Below are 15,350 nucleotides of genomic sequence, written 5' to 3' on the forward strand. Positions count from 1 at the left end.
CCTCAGGCCCCAGCCTGGCCGAGTACGTCGCCCGCAACCTAACCGTTGCCGGCGCGTACTAGCCGTATCGACCGCAGCCCGAACGGAGTGAGACGATGAGCATCAGCCGCCGGTCCTTTCTCAAGGCAGCAGCCGCCATCGGAGCTTCGTTCGCGTGGGCCGGTACGGCCTGCAGCTCGCGGGTCCGCTGGCAGGAGCGACGCGATCTCTATCCGCAAGGGGTCGCCTCGGGCGATCCCGACCCGGGGAGCGTCATCCTGTGGACGAGGCGTCCGTATGCCCAGGGCACGCGCGAGCTCCTCACCGTCGAGGTCGCCGAGGACGAGGCCTTTCGCCGCGTCGTGGCGCACGCCGAGGCCCCGGTCTCCCTCGCCGCGGACTGGACGGCGCGCGTGCTCGTCGGCGGGCTCGAGCCGGCGCGCACCTACTGGTATCGGTTCACCGACAGCGAAGGCAACGGCAGCCGGGTCGGCCGCACGATCACCGCGCCGTTGGCCGAAGATCCCCGCACGGTGAACTTCGCCTTCGTGAGCTGTCAGGACATCAACGAGGGCAAGCTCAACGGCTATCGCCGGATGATCTACGAAGACGAACGCGCTGCCGAAGCCTCCCAGCTCGGCTTCGTGCTGCACCTGGGCGACTTCATCTACGAGGTCGTCCAGTATCCCGACGAAGTGAAGACCCGCTACGACCGCACGATCTATGAGGTCGCGCGCATCCCCGAAGGCCACAAGGTCGGCAACTTCCACATCCCGCTGACCCTCGAAGGCTACCGGGTCATCTACAAGGGCTATCTCGCCGATCCCGACCTCCAGGACGCCCGCGCGCGCTGGCCGTTCGTCTGCATCTGGGACAACCACGAGTTCTCCTGGCAGGGTTGGCAGAGCACCCTCAAGGCAGGGAGGTTCGAGCAGCCCGCCCCGAGCATCAAGATCGCAGCGAATCAGGCCTGGTTCGAATACCTCCCCGCGCGCGTCGCGCCGCCCAGCGGGTCGCTCGACGAGTTCGGTCCGCCCGCCGTGAAGGACGGTGTTCCCATCACGGAGTTCGACGGCAACGGTCTGGGGATGGAGCCGAACAACCTGACGGCGATCCACAGCCTCAAGGCCTACCGGACGCTGCGCTATGGCCGGAACCTGGATCTGATCGTCACCGACCAGCACAGCTACCGCAGCGCGAACTGCTTCAGCGATCCGTCGCTGGGGAATCTCGGCGGCGAGGAGTTCATCGCCATGTTCCCCGAGGCTCTGATGCGGGTTCTGGACGGCGGGCGCGCCGCGAACGGCGGCCATCCCCCGGCGGAGATCCGCTTCAACGACGCGCATGTCCCCAACCCGCGACGCAGCGCGCCGCCGCAGACGATCCTCGGGGCGGAGCAGAAGGCGTGGTTCAAAGAGCAGCTCCGGAGCTCGACGGCGGCGTGGAAGACCTGGGCCAACTCGCAGGGCACGCTCGACCAGCGCGCCGACCCGCAGAACCTCCCCCCGGGTCTCACCAAGGAGGCCTGGCCTGCGGACGGCGGGTACGCGGCCATGAGCGCCGGTGACTACGGCACCGCGTTCCTGGAGCGCGCCGAGATCTACCAGCTCGTGCGCGATTCCAAGGTGTCGGGCTTCGCCATCGTCTCGGGCGACCTCCACAGCTTCTGGGCCGGCTATGCGGCCGCCGAGCTTCCACCCGGCAAATTCGACCCCGTCGGCCTGAGCTTCGTCGGCGCCTCGCTCATCAGCCCGGGCGCCATGGAAGCGCAGGAGCACAATCTCCCGAAGGACGCTGTGCTCCGCCCGCTGTTTCTCGCCGACCGCCCGGAGGGGGCGGCGGGGGCGGCGGGGCCGCCGGACTGGACCCACAACATGCTGCTCCGGCACGGCGTCCGCGCGTGTCTCGAGTACGCGAAGAGCTTCGACCTCGCCCGCGCTCGCGCGCTCTCCAACCCGGATCTCGCGCCGCACTTGGAGTTCGTGGATCTCGGAGGGCATGGCTACGGCAAGGTCCAGTTGTCGGCCAGCGAGATGCGCACCGAGTTCGTCTGCATTCCGCGGCCGATCACGCGCAGCGAAAGACCGGACGGCGGGCCGCTCCGCTATCGGGTCGTGCACACCGCCGCGCTGTGGAAGAGCGGCGAGCGCCCCCGGCTCGAGACCACGGTGCTCGAGGGCGACCCCGGGCTGTCGATCTGACGGACGAGCGGCGCTCGGTCCGTAGCGGCCGAAAAGGCCGTTGCGGGCTCGCCGCCATCGCTCCACTTCCAGGGCCGGCTGCGGATTCGTCGGGCCCGGAACGGCCGGCGGCCCGTCGGGCCGGCGGACGTTGTCAGCAGGTCGGTGCGCCGACGCTCGACGACCAGTTGCAGTGCGCCTGGGTCTCGAAGCCGTCGCGGAAGAGCGCCTCCGAGTAGACGACGTTCCAGGCGCCAGCGGCGACCTCGCTCGACACCGTCTCTCCCGGCGCTCCGATCGCGAGGTCCTGGCCGGAGTGGCCGGCGAAACGCCCGGCGGCGAGCGCGAAACCGAAGCCGTCGCCGACTTCGGACGGATCGATCGTCTGCAGCCAGTTGCTGGCGGTCGCGAGCGAGAGCCCGACTCCCGCGGCGCCGTGAATGACGTGGACGATGCCGGTCGTGGTGACCGGTCCCAGGTCCTCGAACGGCACGCCGAGCGCGAGGTCATCTGCGCCGTCGGCGTCGAAGTCCCCAGCCACGAGCACCGACCCGAACTCGTCGGCTTCGCTCGGCTCCTCGAACGGGAAATCGCTTTGCAGGAGCAGGAAGTGCAGCCCGGCGTCGATGTCGAGCACGGTCACGGCGCCGGCGTTCGCCACCGCTTCTCCCTCGAGATTCTCGCCCGGCGAACCGACGGCGATCTCGTCGAAGCCGTCGCCGTCGAAGTCCCCGGCGGCGAGCGTCAGACCGAAGAAGTCGAACGGTTCCGAGTTTCCGGGCACACCGGGCGAAGACTGCGTGAACTGGCCGACCACCAGGCCGGCGCCGACGTCCCGATAGACGAAGACGAGGCCCTCCGCTTCGACATCATTGTCGAAGCCGTTCGAGCCCGGCGCGCCGATCGCGAGGTCCTGGCCTGGGAGGCTGCCTCCGAACTGCCCCGCAGCGAGCGCCGCGCCGAGGCGTTCGCCCTCCCGCGGCGTGCCCGGCAGTTCGCTGCCGCGATAGAGCAACAGCTCACTGGGGCCGGAGAGCCCGGCGGCGGAACCGAACAGGATGTGTACGGCTCCGGCCTCGGTGACAGCTCCGATGCTCTCGCCGGCGACGCCGATCGCCAGATCGTCGAATCCGTCGTCGTCGAAGTCGCCGATCGCGAGGCTCGCCGCGAAGCGGTCCGCCGCCTCCGGCGCGCCGCTCACGCCGCCCGTCCCCTGCCGAAAGAAGGCGTTGCCGTCCGTCACCAGCCCGAGCGAACTGCCGTAGACGATCTGCAGGCCGCCGGCGTCGGTCTCGGTGCCGATGTCCTCGTCCGGCGAGCCGATCGCGAGGTCGTCGCAGCCGTCGTCGTCGAAGTCGCCGGCGGCGAGCGCGGCGCCGAAGCGGTCGTCGGCCTCTTCGACCTCCTGCGCGAGGCTCTGCTGGTCCCAGACCTGATGGTCCGCCGCGACGAGCCCGGAAGCGGAGCCGTACACCACCAGGACGAATCCGGTATCGGCGAGCGCGCCGTTGTTGTCGTCGTCGTCGGGGATGCCGACCGCGAGGTCGTCGAAGCCGTCGCAGTCGAAGTCCCCCGCGGCCAGAGCGGAGCCGAGGAGCGCGAGCGCCTGCGGCGAGGTGACGAGGTCGGGCGAGCCGGCGCTCCAGAACTGCGTGGACACCGGGCCGAGTTGCCCTGCGAGCGGTGGCAGGGGCACGAGGGCGAGCAGCAGGGGAGCGACGAGGGCAAGGCGCCGGCGGAGGGTCGTCATCGGGTTCTCCTTGTGCAAGGGCGAAGATTGCCCCGCAACGGCGGGCCGAGTCGTTACGGAACCGTAACCCGAGCCTCACGGTTCCCTCCCGGTCTTCCGTCGCAGGGGCACGCTTCACGCAGAGCCGGGCGCCGAGGCGCTAGGATCGCGAGCCGGAGGTGCGATGCGCGCCCGCGAGATGCGGTACTTCCTGTTCTGCCTGATTCCGGCGCTGCTGGCGCCGGCGCTCGGCGGCCAGACGGCCCCCGACTCGTTGACGCCGGTCTGCGCGCCCGTGGCGGGCGGCGGCTCGACGTCGAGCGCGCCACCGACGCTCCTCGTCACCCTGTTCGATCGCTGGCACGAGGCCTGGCTCGGCTCCCCCGCGGTCGCGGACCTCTCCGGCGACGGCTCGCGGGAGATTCTCGCGGCGCGGGACCAGAAGCTCCTCGGCTGGAGCGCTGCGGGGGCGATCGTCTTCGAAGAGACGGCGCCGGCGGGCAGGATCTGGAGCTCACCGGTGGTCGGCGAGCTCGTGCCGGCGAGCCCCGGGCTCGAGGTCGCGGCGGCCTCGCGCGCGACGCTCCACCTCTGGAGCGCCGCCGGGAATCCGATCGCTCCGTTTCCGGTCACCTGGCGGGACGAGCTGCGTTCGCTCGCCGCCGGCGAGATCGACGGCGACGCGGCGCTCGAGCTCGTGGTGGCGACGACCTCGCGGCTCGAAGCCGGAGGCCAGCGCGACCTGCTGATGGCGTACGAGCTGAACGGCGCCGTGGTCACCGGCTTTCCGCCGAACACCAGCGGCGCCTCGGGCTGTGTCGCCGACTGCAACATCACCGGCGGCTTCGACCAGAACCTGGCGCTCGGCGATCTCGACGGCGACGGCGTCGGCGACATCGCGGCGCCGCACGACAACGCCTACCTCTCGATTCACGACCAGGACGGCTGGATGCACGACGCCGCGGCCGTTTACCCGGCCGACGACAAGGTCGCCGGCATCCGCTTCCTGCACGACCTGGCGCTCGCGCAGCAGGGCTGGCCGAGCAATCCGCCCGTCGACAACCAGGCGCACTTCACCAACAGCGCCCCGGCGATCGCCGATCTCGACGGCGACGGCGCGAACGAGCTCGTCGTCCTGGGCTCCGTGCAGAACGCCGCGCAGACCGACCGCCTGCGCGGCGTCGGCCTGTGGCTTCTCGGGGAGGACGGCGCGCGTCGCCCGGGCTGGGAGACACCGCTCCATCTGTCCACCTATCTCGGCGGGTTGTGGGATTTGGGCGGCAACATCGTCGGCATCACCAACCAGGTTTCGATCGCCGACCTCGATCCGCCGAGCTCGGGCCTCGAGATCGTCTTCGCCGGATTCGACGGCAGGATCTACGCCGTGCGCCGCGATCGTTCGATCGCCTGGAGCTACGCGTACACGAATGATGCCGCGGTCTTCACCGGCGGCGTGGCGCTCGCGGATCTTTCGGGTGACGGCCGGCCCGAGGTGATCTTCAACTCCTACTCGAGCGACATCGGCAAGGGGAAGCTGTTCGTGCTCGGCCCGGACGGCGCGCTGCAGCACCAGATTCCGCTCCCCGATCGCGGCGCGATGCCGGTGCCGACGGTGGCCGACGTCGACGGCGGCGGCGCCGGGACGCTCGAGATCGTGGTCAGCCTCAAGGACGGCGTCGACCATGTGCGGCAGCTCCTCGTCTTCACGGTGCCCGGTTCGGCGGAGAACTGCCTCCCCTGGCCGACCGGCCGCGGCAACTATCTCCGCAACGGCTCCTCGGCGTTTCTGCCGGCCGAAGCGCTCTTCGCCGACGGTTTCGAGAGCGGCAACACCGCAGCCTGGGGCGCCCTGGTGCCGGAACCCCGGCTTCCCGTCCCCGGCGCAGGTTAGCCAGTTCGTACAACGAACCCAGCGGCTCCGTTCAATCTCCGCGGGGGGCCGGGATGCGATCGTTCTCCTCGTTGACAACGACGTCAACGCCACCTACGAGGAGCCGACCATGAAGAGCGCCACGAAGACCTGCACCTGCGGTACCTGCGCCGGCAAGACCTGCACCTGCGGCTGCCAGGCCGCCCACTCCGATCGCCGCGCCGGCTGCCGCTGCGGCGACACCTGCAACTGCGGCTCGACCTGCAGCTGCGCGAAGTCGTAAGCGATGGCGGGGTGTGCCGCGCACCGGTGCCGGAACCTCCCTCGCGTCGGAGGAACGGCACCGCTGCGCGGCATCGTCGTCTCGCCCGGGCGCGGCTCAGGCTTCGAAGGGTGACGCGATCTCGAAGAACTCGCCGCTCATCAGGACCGACGGGGCGATGCCCACCATCCGATGGAAGGTGTGCGTCAAGTGCGCGGCATCGGCGAAATCGGCCTCGTGGGCCGCGGTGGCGGTCGTGCGACCGCGGCCGATCATCAGCATGGCGCGCGTCAGCTTGCGCCACAGCAGGTAGCGACGGAACGGCAACCCCACCTGCTGCTTCCACAGATGCGCGAAACGGCTGGGCGAGAGGAAGGCCATCGCCGCTGCGGCGTCGACCGACATCCGGAGGTCGTCCGACGCGCGTATGGCCGCGAGCACGCGCGTCACGCGCGGGTCGAGACGGCGACTGGGGGGCGCGCCGGTGCAGAAGGCGTGCACGCACTTCCTCACCAGGTCGGGAATGCGCAGGCTCTCGAACGGCTGCTCGAGGAACCGCCGGAGCTCCGCGGCGCAGTCGGCCAGCCGTTCCTCCGGTACGAGGGTGATGTCGTTGCGCAACGGCGCGACCAGACCGAGGCCTTCGGTCGATTCCGGGTCGACGAACAGCATCGCGTTGAGCGCTCCGCCGGGGTCGTAGGAGTGGACGGCGTCCGGTCGCACGATCGCGCCCTGGGCCCGCCGCCAGTCGCCGTGTGCGCCGCGGATGGCGAAGCTCCCCTCGAGGGCGACCACGAGCTGGATCGCGTGGTGGGTGTGCGGCGGCACGATCCCCACACCCCGACCGGTCAGGAGGAAGCCCCCTTCCCACAAGTACCAGTGCGGCGTTGTTGACCACCGGTTGCCGGCGACGGCAGCGGCGGGTCGTTTCGAGGTCATCAGCCGGCTCGCGAGAGCACCCCCACGACGTCGATAGAGATCCAGGAGCTTCGACGGTCTAGCCTACCGGAATCGCCAGCAGCGTCTCGCGAGGCTCCTGGAGCAGGCGGGCGAGGTCGCCCGGGCGCGCGAGACGGGAGGCGAGCGGCATCAGGGCGCGATCGCGCACGCGGCGTGCGAGCGGGTGCGTCCACTCGGCGAGGGCTCCGAGGCGGGCCGCAGCCGTCGCCACCCGGCGGACTGCGGGGCGACGGCGCGCCTCGTAGGCAGCCAGTCCCGCCGTCAGGGTCTCTCTGCGGCGCAGCTCGTCGAGCAGCACGGCGGCATCGACCAGCGCGCTGTTCGCACCCTGGCCGAGGTTCGGTGCCATCGCATGCGCGGCGTCGCCCACCAGCACGAGCCGGCCGTCGTGCCAGGGCGCGCAGTCGACCCGCTGCACCGGATGAATCAAGAGATCCTCGAAGCGTTCGACACCGGCGAGCAGAGGGGCCGACGGGGGATAGGCCGCCGCCCAGGCGGCGGCGAGCGCTCCGAGATCGCGCGCCGCGATGGCCTGGCGCGTGCGTCGCGAGCCGGCGGAAGCGTAAATGTAGACGCCGTCCGCGACCGCGAAGCTCCCGAAGAGACCGGCCGCGGTCCACGCCTCCTCCCCCAACGCGGGGGCGGAAGAGACCACGGCGCGCAGGTAGGGAATTCCGGGGGCGGCAAGGCGCGCGCCGAAACGGCCCCCGTCGCGGACGCGGGAGCCGACGCCGTCCGCGCCGATCACGAGGTCGGCGGCGAGCTCCTGCTCGCGACCCGCGGCGCGAAAGCCCACCCGCCCGTCCGGTGCCGCGCGGACGACCTCGGCACCGCAGAGCAGCTCGATCCGAGTCTCGGCGCCCACGGCATCGAGCAGCAGGCTCTGCAGGTCGGCGCGCCGCACCATCGAGACGCGGGGTGGCGGCCCGGGCGGCGCGAAGATCGTGCGGCCGGCGCCGTCGACGATGCGCGGCGCGCCGACCGGGCGAGCGACGGCCGCGAGGGCAGCGCCGAACCCGAGCGACTCGAGCACGGCGAGCCCATTGTCGGCGAGACCGATGCCGGCTCCGACGGCGCGCGGCGACTCCACCCGCTCGAGGACCGTCACCCGGGCCCCGGCGCGCGCCAGCAGGAGCGCCGCCGCCGCGCCGCCCGAAGCAGCCCCGACCACCACGATCTTCATCGAAGCGAGGTCCATCGCCATCCTCCCGCGGAGAGCCCGGAACGGGACCTTTCCCGCCGGCGGGAGAATACGGCACCGTGCGGCGGGGTGCGGCGGGGTGCGAGATGATCCGCGGCTCGCACGGATTCCGCGAAGTGGACATGAGCTACCCCTTCGCCTCCACCCCGACCCCGAGAATGCGAAGCCTGCCGAGGCCTGCGATCGCCTGCCTGCTCGGAGCCCTCTCCGGGTGGCTAACGCCTCCCGCAGTGGGACAGAACCTGCTCGTCAATCCCGAGTTCGACGGCTCGGTGGCGAGCTGGTCCGGTCTGTCGAAGGCAGAGTGGATCGCGGACGACGATGTCGACGGATGCGGCGCCGCCGCGCCCTTCTCGGGAAGCGCCGAGACGGGCTCGGTTGTGCCCGACGTCGCGTCGTACTCCGGCTTGCAGCCGGACCTCTGTCTGAATGTCTCGCCGGGCGAGACCGTCTGGACGGAGATGGCTGCGATCTCGCCTCACCCGTGGGCGCCCTTCCCCGCCTACTACGAAGGAGACGACTGCGCGGGCACCCCTTCCCCACTCCAGAGCGAAGTCGTCTTTCCGGCCAGCGCCGCCTGGGCACGCCGCTCCGCCTCGCTCACGGTGCCCAGCGGAGCCCACTCGATGAGAGTTCTCTGGGCGGCGGTCGACGAGGCCGGGAGTGCCTTCCTCACCCGCTGGGATCGGGCCTATCTCGGCGCGGCGGAGCGCATCTTCACCGACGGCTTCGAAGTGGGAAGGGTGTGCCGCTGGTCTGCGAGCCTCGGAGCGGACATCTCGCCGCCGACGACACCCGGACCGATCTCTTCGCCCTCACACGACGGCGGTCCGGCAGCCTCGCCGCTCCACGTCTCCTGGGTCGGCTCGGTGGACACCGGCGGCTCCGGCCTGGCGGGATATCGCCACCGCTTCAGCACTTCTGCGGATCCCGGCAGCTGCAACGACACGATCCCTGTCGTTTACGGTGGGGCAGGGGCCATCTCGGCCGTCTTTGCCGGAACATGGTACGTCTTCGTCTGCGCCCAGGACCACGCCGGCAATCAGAGTGAGATCGCGGTCGGCGGGCCATGGGTCGTGCAGTAGGTCGGAGAGAAAGCGGCCGTCGCAAGAGCGTGGTGGCGGGGTGGGTTCAGGATCGCGAATACCGTGGTGGCGCGTGATCCGGGTCGAGCGCCCGTCACGCGTAGTGGTCATGGACACGATTTCTCCTGCAGGTGTCTCGCGTGGCGCCGCGGCAATAGCTCTCTGGACCATCCTGGCGCTCGCACCCTCGGCCGGGGTCCGCGCAGAGAGCGCCGTCCCGAACCCCGAGCTCGACGACGACGCCTCGGGCTGGGCGCTTCCGATCGGGGTACTGGGCGAGTGGAGCGTCGAAGATCTGGACGGGTGCGCGGTCGACAATGCGCCGACATCCGGCAGCTATCGATCGGTGTCGGCATTCATCGCGATGCTTCAGTTCAGTCTCTCGGGAGCGGGAAGTTCCGGTTGCATGCCCGTGGAGCCGGGAGCGACGGTCTTCTTCGAGATCTCCTATCGCTCGACGCTCGCGGCGGTCACCGCAGCTCCGTTCGTCTACGAGACGGTGGACTGCAGCGGCGAGGGCGCATCCGTGACGACGGGCTCGCCCTCGCCGCCTTCGGACTCCTGGGCGCTCGCGCGTCACAGTCTCGTGATCCCGGTGGGCGCGCAGTCGATTCGCGCCGAGTGGCTAGCGATGTCGACAGGTCCCACCACGCACGTGGTGCACTGGGACCGGGCCTTCATGGGTGGGGTCGAACGCGTCTTCGCCGACGATTTCGAGGCACGATCCACCTGTCGCTGGCAGACCGCGGACCTGCCTCTTCAAGACAGCTCGAGGTAGGTCGGCCCGGGCGGAGCCCTGCCTCCTTGCTCTCGCCGGAGTGCGAGGAGGTCTGGTCGCACAAGGCGCGCCTCGCGCGATGGCGCGACGGCGCGCGGCGGGAAACACGAGAACCGACCTCAGGGTAGGTGACTGCTCCAGGCGTCGAGGTTCTGGGTCCCGAAGCCGTCGGAAAAGAGCGAGCCGTAGAGGATCGTCTGGGCGCCTGCATCGCCGAGGCCGTCCGCGGTCTCGAACGGCGCGCCGATCGCGAGGTCGTCGTGGCCGTCGCCGTCGAAGTCGCCGGCGGCGACCGTCCAGCCAAAGTTCTTGTGGTGCTCGTTGACGTTGCCGGGGAAGCCCTGCGAGCCGGCGATGATCCCGCGAGCCGTCCCTGACGCGAAACCGCCGGTACAGTTCGCCATCAGCAGCGTTACATGGCCGTCCTTCCCGTCGGCGGTGGCGATCCCCTCTTCCGGCGCGCCGATCGCGAGGTCGTCGCAACCGTCGCGGTTGAAGTCGCCGGCGGCGAGCGACGCGCCGAAATGGTCGCCTTCCTGCGAGGTCTCACCCGCCGAAGGGAGCGTGCTCTGCGTGAATCGCCGCGCACGGGCCAGATCGAAACCGCCGGCGGCGCCGAAGGCGACTTTCACCTCGCCGGAGTTGACGTCGTTGCCGGATGTGCCGGCCTCCTCCTTCGGGACGCCGATCGCGAGGTCGTCGTACCCGTCGCCGTCGAAGTCGCCGGCAACGAGCACCTCTCCGAAGTCGTCGTAGGTTTCCCTCGTCCCACCGAGGTCATCGTCGTAAAAGAACAGATCGCGCGCGCCGTTCAGGCCGGTGGCGCTGCCGAAGAGGATCTGCACCGCGCCGACCTCGTCCTCCCCGACCACACCGATCGCGATGTCGGCATAGGCGTCGCCGTCGAAGTTCCCCACCGCGAGGCTGTAGCCGAACTGGTCTTGGTCTTCGCTCCCGCCGTCGACTCCGGAGGTGTCCTGGTCGATCGAGTACGCGAAATCCGAGGCGAGCCCGCCAGACCAGCCGGGCAGGATCTCGATCATGCCGGCATTGTGACTGAAGCTGCCAAAGTCTTCGAATGCAACGCCAATGACGAGGTCGTCGAAGCCGTCGCCGTCGAAGTCGCCGCACGCGAGTGCTTCGCCGAAGCTGTCGGATGCCTCGACATCTCCTGGAATTCCCGAAGTGTTCTGGGTGAAGAACTCGGAGCCGAATCCCGGAAAACTGCCGGCGCGGCCGTAGTGGACCTGGACCGCGCCGGCCGAACCTGTGGCGCCAAAGTCCTCTTCGGGGATCCCCACCGCGAGATCCTCGAAGCCGTCACTGTTGAAATCGCACGAGGCGAGCTGCTTGGCGCGGGGGTAGACTTCGTTGAAGTCCCCCCCACCAAACCTGTCTCCCGCCTCCGGCGCGTCGAGCCCGGCCGACTGGCGCACCAGCTTCACCGGGTCGAGGCCGATGGTTGAAAAGTACTGGCTGACGATAAACGCGCCGCCATCGGTCACGGGAGCCGTCGTCGGGCCGTCGTCGTCCGGAACTCCAGTCGCGAGATCGTCGCGGCCGTCGCCGTTGAAGTCGCCCACGGCGAAGGTCGCCCCGAAGTGATCGTTCTCCTGCACCGGGAAGGCGCCGATCGTCTGATTGCCAATCTTCTGCGCGCGGACCGGCGACAGGGATCCGGAGACCTGCGCTCCTGCCCCGGTGGCGAGCATCGCAGTCATCACCACCGAAGCGACCATGACAGACAACCCCTCGGATCGGACATTCTGATGGTTCGTTCGCATCGATCCTCCCTCGCTGGCACCGAGCCCGGTACGCCGATTCCGCCGGCCTGGAAAAGGTGCGGCTTCTGCATGGATCGAGAACGAGAGGGAGAAGGCGACAGGAGGGAGCGAAATGCCTCGGAGCTAGGTCACCGCGTCGGGATCCGCGCTTCGACTACGATTCCCAGACCGTGGCCTTCGTCGACGAGTCGTTTTGGAGTCGGCTGTCGCCCCTTCTCGATCAGGCGCTCGAGCTCGAGGGGGAGCCGCGCGACCAGTTCGTAGGGTCGCTGCGAGAGCGCGACCCCGCGCTCGCCGAGGCGCTCGAACGGCAGCTCGCGGAGCACGATCACGCCCTGCGCACGGGGTTCCTGGATCTGCCGGCGGGGGCGACGCCGGTTTCGCTCGAGGGCCGGACCTTCGGCGCCTACGAGCTCGTCGAGCGCATCGGCGCCGGCGGCATGGGCACGGTCTGGCGGGCGCGACGCAACGACGGCCGTTTCGAAGGCGACGTCGCGGTGAAGCTCCTCCACCCGTCGCTCGTCGAGGAGCGCGGATCCGAACGCTTCCGCAGCGAGGGTTCGATCCTGTCGCGACTCTCCCACGCCGGCATCGCGCGTCTCTACGACGCCGGCCTGTCGGCGGCCGGACAGCCGTTCCTCGTCCTCGAGCTCGTCGAAGGCCTCCGGATCGACCGCTTCGCCGACGCGCATCGGCTGCCGGTGCGCGCCCGGCTGGAGCTGTTTCTCCAGATCGCCGACGCGGTCGCCTACGCCCACTCGAACCTCGTCGTGCACCGCGATCTCAAGCCCTCGAACATCCTCGTCGATCGGGCCGGACAGGCCAAACTGCTCGACTTCGGAATCGCGACTCTCGTCGATCAGGTTTCCGGCCTGGCGGTCGGCCGCACCGTCACGACCGGGCGTGCGCTCACCCCGGAGTACGCCGCGCCGGAACAGCTCGAAGGTGGCGCGATCACCACCGCCACCGATGTCTACGCGCTCGGCGTGCTGCTCTATGAGCTCCTGACTGGCGAACATCCGGTGGCTCGCGCCGACACTTCGCCAGCCGACCTCGTGCGCGCCATCACCACCGGCGCGACGATACGGATGAGCGAGCGTGTGCGACGGAGCCCCACGGAGCCCCGCGCCGCAAACGCCCACGCTGAAGACGAGGGCGATGCCGAGCCTTCGCGTTTCGAGGCACGATCGACGACGCCGGATCGGCTCGCGCGCGCGCTCGCGGGCGACCTCGACACGATCGTCGCCAAGGCGCTCAAGCGAGCGGTCGCCGAGCGCTACCCCACCGTCACGGAGCTCGCCGACGACCTGCGGCGTCATCTGCGCAATCTTCCGGTGCGGGCGCGACCCGACAGCCTCGGCTACCGCGTGCGCAAGCTCGTCGCGCGCCACCGCGTCGAGGTCGGCGCGGCGGGCCTGGTCGTCGTCGCCCTCCTCGCAGCCACGGGGATCAGCTGGCGGCAGGCGCGGGCCTCGGCCGCCGAGCGCGACCGCGCGCTCGAGGAGCTGCGCCGGGCTGAAATCACCAACGATCTTTCCGGCTTCCTGATCTCCGAGGCCAACCCCGAAGGACTCCCCATTTCGAAGACGGATCTCCTGGCGCGGGCCGAGGCGATGATCGAGGGGCGCTTCGCCGACAATCCAGCGCTTCAGGCCCACATGCTCGTTCTGCTCTCGAGCCGGTACTACGAGATCTCCGACTACCCGCCCTGGCGGAAGGTGCTGACACGCGCCTACGAGCTTGCCAGCCGGACTTCCGACCCGCGGTTGCGCGCCGTGGCGGCTTGCGAGCTCGCGATGGCGGTAACCGACGAGGAGCCCGAGCGGGCGCAGGCACTTCTCGCCCAGGCCAACGTCGCGCTCGCCGCCCAGGACCCTGCCGCCGCCGCCGCCGAGCTCGCCCGTTGCCGGCTCGACGAGGCGATCGTCGCCAGCTGGGGCGGCCAGTTCGAGCGCGCGGTCGCCGCCGCCGAGGAGTCGCTGCGCTACGAGGCCTCGCGTCCGGGCCCTTCCGGCCGCGGCGCCGAAGCGCTCAACACCCTCGGGCTCGCCCAGGGACAGCTGGGCCGATTCGAGGCGGCCAACGCGACGTTCGAGAGACTGCTTTCCGTCCTCGCCGCGGAGCGGCGAACCCGCACGCGGTTCGCCGCGACCGCCCGTCACAACTGGACGCTCGCCCTCGTCAATGCCGGCCAGGTAAAGCGCGCGCTCGCCGAGTCCGACACGCTTGTCGCCATCACCCGGGAGCTCGGCGGCGGGCCGGTCTCGCCGTACAAGCTCTCGTCCCGCGCGAGCCTGCTGTCGTACGCCGGGCGACACGAAGAGGCGATCGCCGCCGCCACCGAGGCGATCCGCAACCTCTCCCGAACGACGGGATCGCAGGTCCCGTTCTGGATCCACTGCATCGCCGCTCGCGTCCAGGCCCAGGCGGGACGGTTCGACGACGCCGACCTCGCGCTCGCCGAGATGGACCGCGCTTTCGCGGCGATCCCTTCCCCGCCCGCCGGGCTCGCCGGCATGCGCGAGCTCTACCGCGCCCGGGCGATGGTGGACCGCGACGCCGGCGCCGCACTCGCCCTCGCCCGGCGCGCGTTCGAGCTCCTCGAGCGCGAGAAGCAGCCGGCTCGCGATCTGCTGCAGGCGCTGCTGATCGCGGCGCGCGCCGAGAACGACCTCGGGAATGGAGCCGCGGCCCGAGCCGACGCCGCGCGCGCCCTCGAGATGGCACGGGCTGGCCTCGGCGGCTTCGCCCATTCGCGCGAGCTCGGCCTCGCCGAGCTCGAAGCCGCGCGGGCCGCCGCTCTCGCCGGAGACCTCACCGCCGCGCGGGCCGGATTCGAGCGCGCCGTCGACAACCTGCGGGATGCCGTCGGCACCGACGCGCCCGAGACGCTCCGCGCCGAGCGCCAGGCAGCGGCGTTCGCAGGCGGATCCCCTTCGCCCGCGGGCTAGGTTCTGTCGAGGGCGCCGTGCAGGAGCAGGCGCGCCTTCGCCCAGTCGCGCTGCACGGTCCGCTCGGTGACGCCGCGCATTGCCGCCACTTCCGCGAAGGTGAAACCGCAGAAGAAGGCGAGGTCGACGAGCTCGGCGAGCGCCGGCTCGAGCCGCGCGAGATCCGCGAGGGCGTCGTTCAGCTGTTCGACCTCTTCGGGCGAGCCCACCGACGCCAGCATCGCCTCCGCGACCGGAACGAACGTCTGGTCGATGCCGCGCTTCTCCGTGTACCGCGAGCGGATCGCATCGATGACGAGCCCGCGCATGGCGCGCGCAGCGTAGCCCAGGAATCGGCTCTCGTCCGGAAACTGCAGCCCCTCCCGGTGCGCGAAGCCGAGGTAGGCCTCGTGCAGGAGCGTCGTCGTGTTCCAGGTCATCGCGCCGCGGGCGCGCGCGACGTGAGTGTGAGCGAGACGGTGAAGCTCGTCATAGAGCAGCGCAAAGAGCTCCTCGCGCGCGGAGGCGTCGCCGCGCTCGGCGCGCTGGAAGACCACTTGCACCGAGGCGGACGATTCCTGGCCCATGCGGC

11 protein-coding genes are annotated in these 15,350 nt (G+C 70.4%); 5 read left to right on the plus strand and 6 right to left on the minus strand.

The window, feature by feature from the left end; all coding sequences use genetic code 11:
- Positions 1 to 95: 95 nt before the first annotated feature.
- Complete coding sequence (locus KBI44_13105; GenBank protein ID MBP9145418.1) at positions 96 to 2,180, plus strand: alkaline phosphatase D family protein; 2,085 nt, start codon at positions 96 to 98, stop codon at positions 2,178 to 2,180.
- A gap of 133 nt (positions 2,181 to 2,313) precedes the next feature.
- Here KBI44_13105 and KBI44_13110 read toward each other — a convergent pair whose 3' ends face one another.
- Positions 2,314 to 3,909, minus strand: a complete 1,596-nt coding sequence (locus KBI44_13110; GenBank protein MBP9145419.1) for an FG-GAP repeat protein — start codon at positions 3,907 to 3,909, stop codon at positions 2,314 to 2,316.
- A gap of 163 nt (positions 3,910 to 4,072) precedes the next feature.
- Here KBI44_13110 and KBI44_13115 point away from each other — a divergent pair, with 163 nt between their 5' ends.
- Positions 4,073 to 5,779: a VCBS repeat-containing protein gene (locus tag KBI44_13115; GenBank protein MBP9145420.1), complete on the plus strand. Its 1,707-nt coding sequence runs from the start codon at positions 4,073 to 4,075 to the stop codon at positions 5,777 to 5,779.
- Between the two features lie 93 nt (positions 5,780 to 5,872).
- Here the strand turns inward: KBI44_13115 and KBI44_13120 are convergent, their stop codons facing one another.
- From KBI44_13120 to KBI44_13130, 3 genes are read right to left on the minus strand one after another with little or no spacing between them, the layout of a single operon-like run.
- Positions 5,873 to 6,115 carry a hypothetical protein gene (locus KBI44_13120; GenBank protein ID MBP9145421.1) on the minus strand — a complete coding sequence of 81 codons (243 nt, stop codon included), beginning with the start codon at positions 6,113 to 6,115 and terminating at the stop codon, positions 5,873 to 5,875.
- A 22-nt stretch (positions 6,116 to 6,137) separates the two neighbouring features.
- Entirely contained in the window at positions 6,138 to 6,959 is an 822-nt protein-coding gene (locus tag KBI44_13125; GenBank protein ID MBP9145422.1) for a helix-turn-helix transcriptional regulator, read from the minus strand.
- A gap of 58 nt (positions 6,960 to 7,017) precedes the next feature.
- Positions 7,018 to 8,178 (minus strand): FAD-dependent monooxygenase, encoded by a 1,161-nt coding sequence (locus KBI44_13130; GenBank protein ID MBP9145423.1) that lies wholly within the window; start codon positions 8,176 to 8,178, stop codon positions 7,018 to 7,020.
- Positions 8,179 to 8,303: 125 nt separating this feature from the next.
- Here KBI44_13130 and KBI44_13135 point away from each other — a divergent pair, with 125 nt between their 5' ends.
- Entirely contained in the window at positions 8,304 to 9,266 is a 963-nt protein-coding gene (locus KBI44_13135; GenBank protein ID MBP9145424.1) for a hypothetical protein, read from the plus strand.
- Between the two features lie 109 nt (positions 9,267 to 9,375).
- The gene (locus KBI44_13140) at positions 9,376 to 10,044 is read left to right on the plus strand and encodes a hypothetical protein (protein ID MBP9145425.1); all 669 of its coding nucleotides are present in this window, start codon (positions 9,376 to 9,378) and stop codon (positions 10,042 to 10,044) included.
- Positions 10,045 to 10,163: 119 nt separating this feature from the next.
- On the opposite strand, the gene KBI44_13145 is transcribed toward KBI44_13140, so the two are convergent.
- Entirely contained in the window at positions 10,164 to 11,828 is a 1,665-nt protein-coding gene (locus KBI44_13145; GenBank protein MBP9145426.1) for an FG-GAP repeat protein, read from the minus strand.
- Positions 11,829 to 11,998: 170 nt separating this feature from the next.
- Between KBI44_13145 and KBI44_13150 the strand changes: the two genes are divergently transcribed.
- Positions 11,999 to 14,779, plus strand: a complete 2,781-nt coding sequence (locus KBI44_13150) for a serine/threonine protein kinase (protein ID MBP9145427.1) — start codon at positions 11,999 to 12,001, stop codon at positions 14,777 to 14,779.
- Here the strand turns inward: KBI44_13150 and KBI44_13155 are convergent.
- On the minus strand, positions 14,776 to 15,345 hold the full coding sequence (locus tag KBI44_13155; protein ID MBP9145428.1) for a sigma-70 family RNA polymerase sigma factor: 570 nt from the start codon (positions 15,343 to 15,345) through the stop codon (positions 14,776 to 14,778). The genes KBI44_13150 and KBI44_13155 overlap by 4 nt on opposite strands.
- Between the last annotated feature and the right edge of the window lie 5 nt (positions 15,346 to 15,350).

It is taken from the genome of Thermoanaerobaculia bacterium, assembly GCA_018057705.1.
Lineage (GTDB): Bacteria > Acidobacteriota > Thermoanaerobaculia > Multivoradales > JAGPDF01 > JAGPDF01.

Excerpts from the sequence above, each read along its gene's own strand:
- KBI44_13105 (MBP9145418.1), top strand. The coding sequence starts at position 96 with ATGAGCATCAGCCGCCGGTCCTTTCTCAAGGCAGCAGCCGCCATCGGA.
- KBI44_13110 (MBP9145419.1), bottom strand. The coding sequence starts at position 3,909 with ATGACGACCCTCCGCCGGCGCCTTGCCCTCGTCGCTCCCCTGCTGCTC.
- KBI44_13115 (MBP9145420.1), top strand. The coding sequence starts at position 4,073 with ATGCGCGCCCGCGAGATGCGGTACTTCCTGTTCTGCCTGATTCCGGCG.
- KBI44_13120 (MBP9145421.1), bottom strand. The coding sequence starts at position 6,115 with ATGCCGCGCAGCGGTGCCGTTCCTCCGACGCGAGGGAGGTTCCGGCAC.
- KBI44_13125 (MBP9145422.1), bottom strand. The coding sequence starts at position 6,959 with ATGACCTCGAAACGACCCGCCGCTGCCGTCGCCGGCAACCGGTGGTCA.
- KBI44_13130 (MBP9145423.1), bottom strand. The coding sequence starts at position 8,178 with ATGGACCTCGCTTCGATGAAGATCGTGGTGGTCGGGGCTGCTTCGGGC.
- KBI44_13135 (MBP9145424.1), top strand. The coding sequence starts at position 8,304 with ATGAGCTACCCCTTCGCCTCCACCCCGACCCCGAGAATGCGAAGCCTG.
- KBI44_13140 (MBP9145425.1), top strand. The coding sequence starts at position 9,376 with ATGGACACGATTTCTCCTGCAGGTGTCTCGCGTGGCGCCGCGGCAATA.
- KBI44_13145 (MBP9145426.1), bottom strand. The coding sequence starts at position 11,828 with ATGCGAACGAACCATCAGAATGTCCGATCCGAGGGGTTGTCTGTCATG.
- KBI44_13155 (MBP9145428.1), bottom strand. The coding sequence starts at position 15,345 with ATGGGCCAGGAATCGTCCGCCTCGGTGCAAGTGGTCTTCCAGCGCGCC.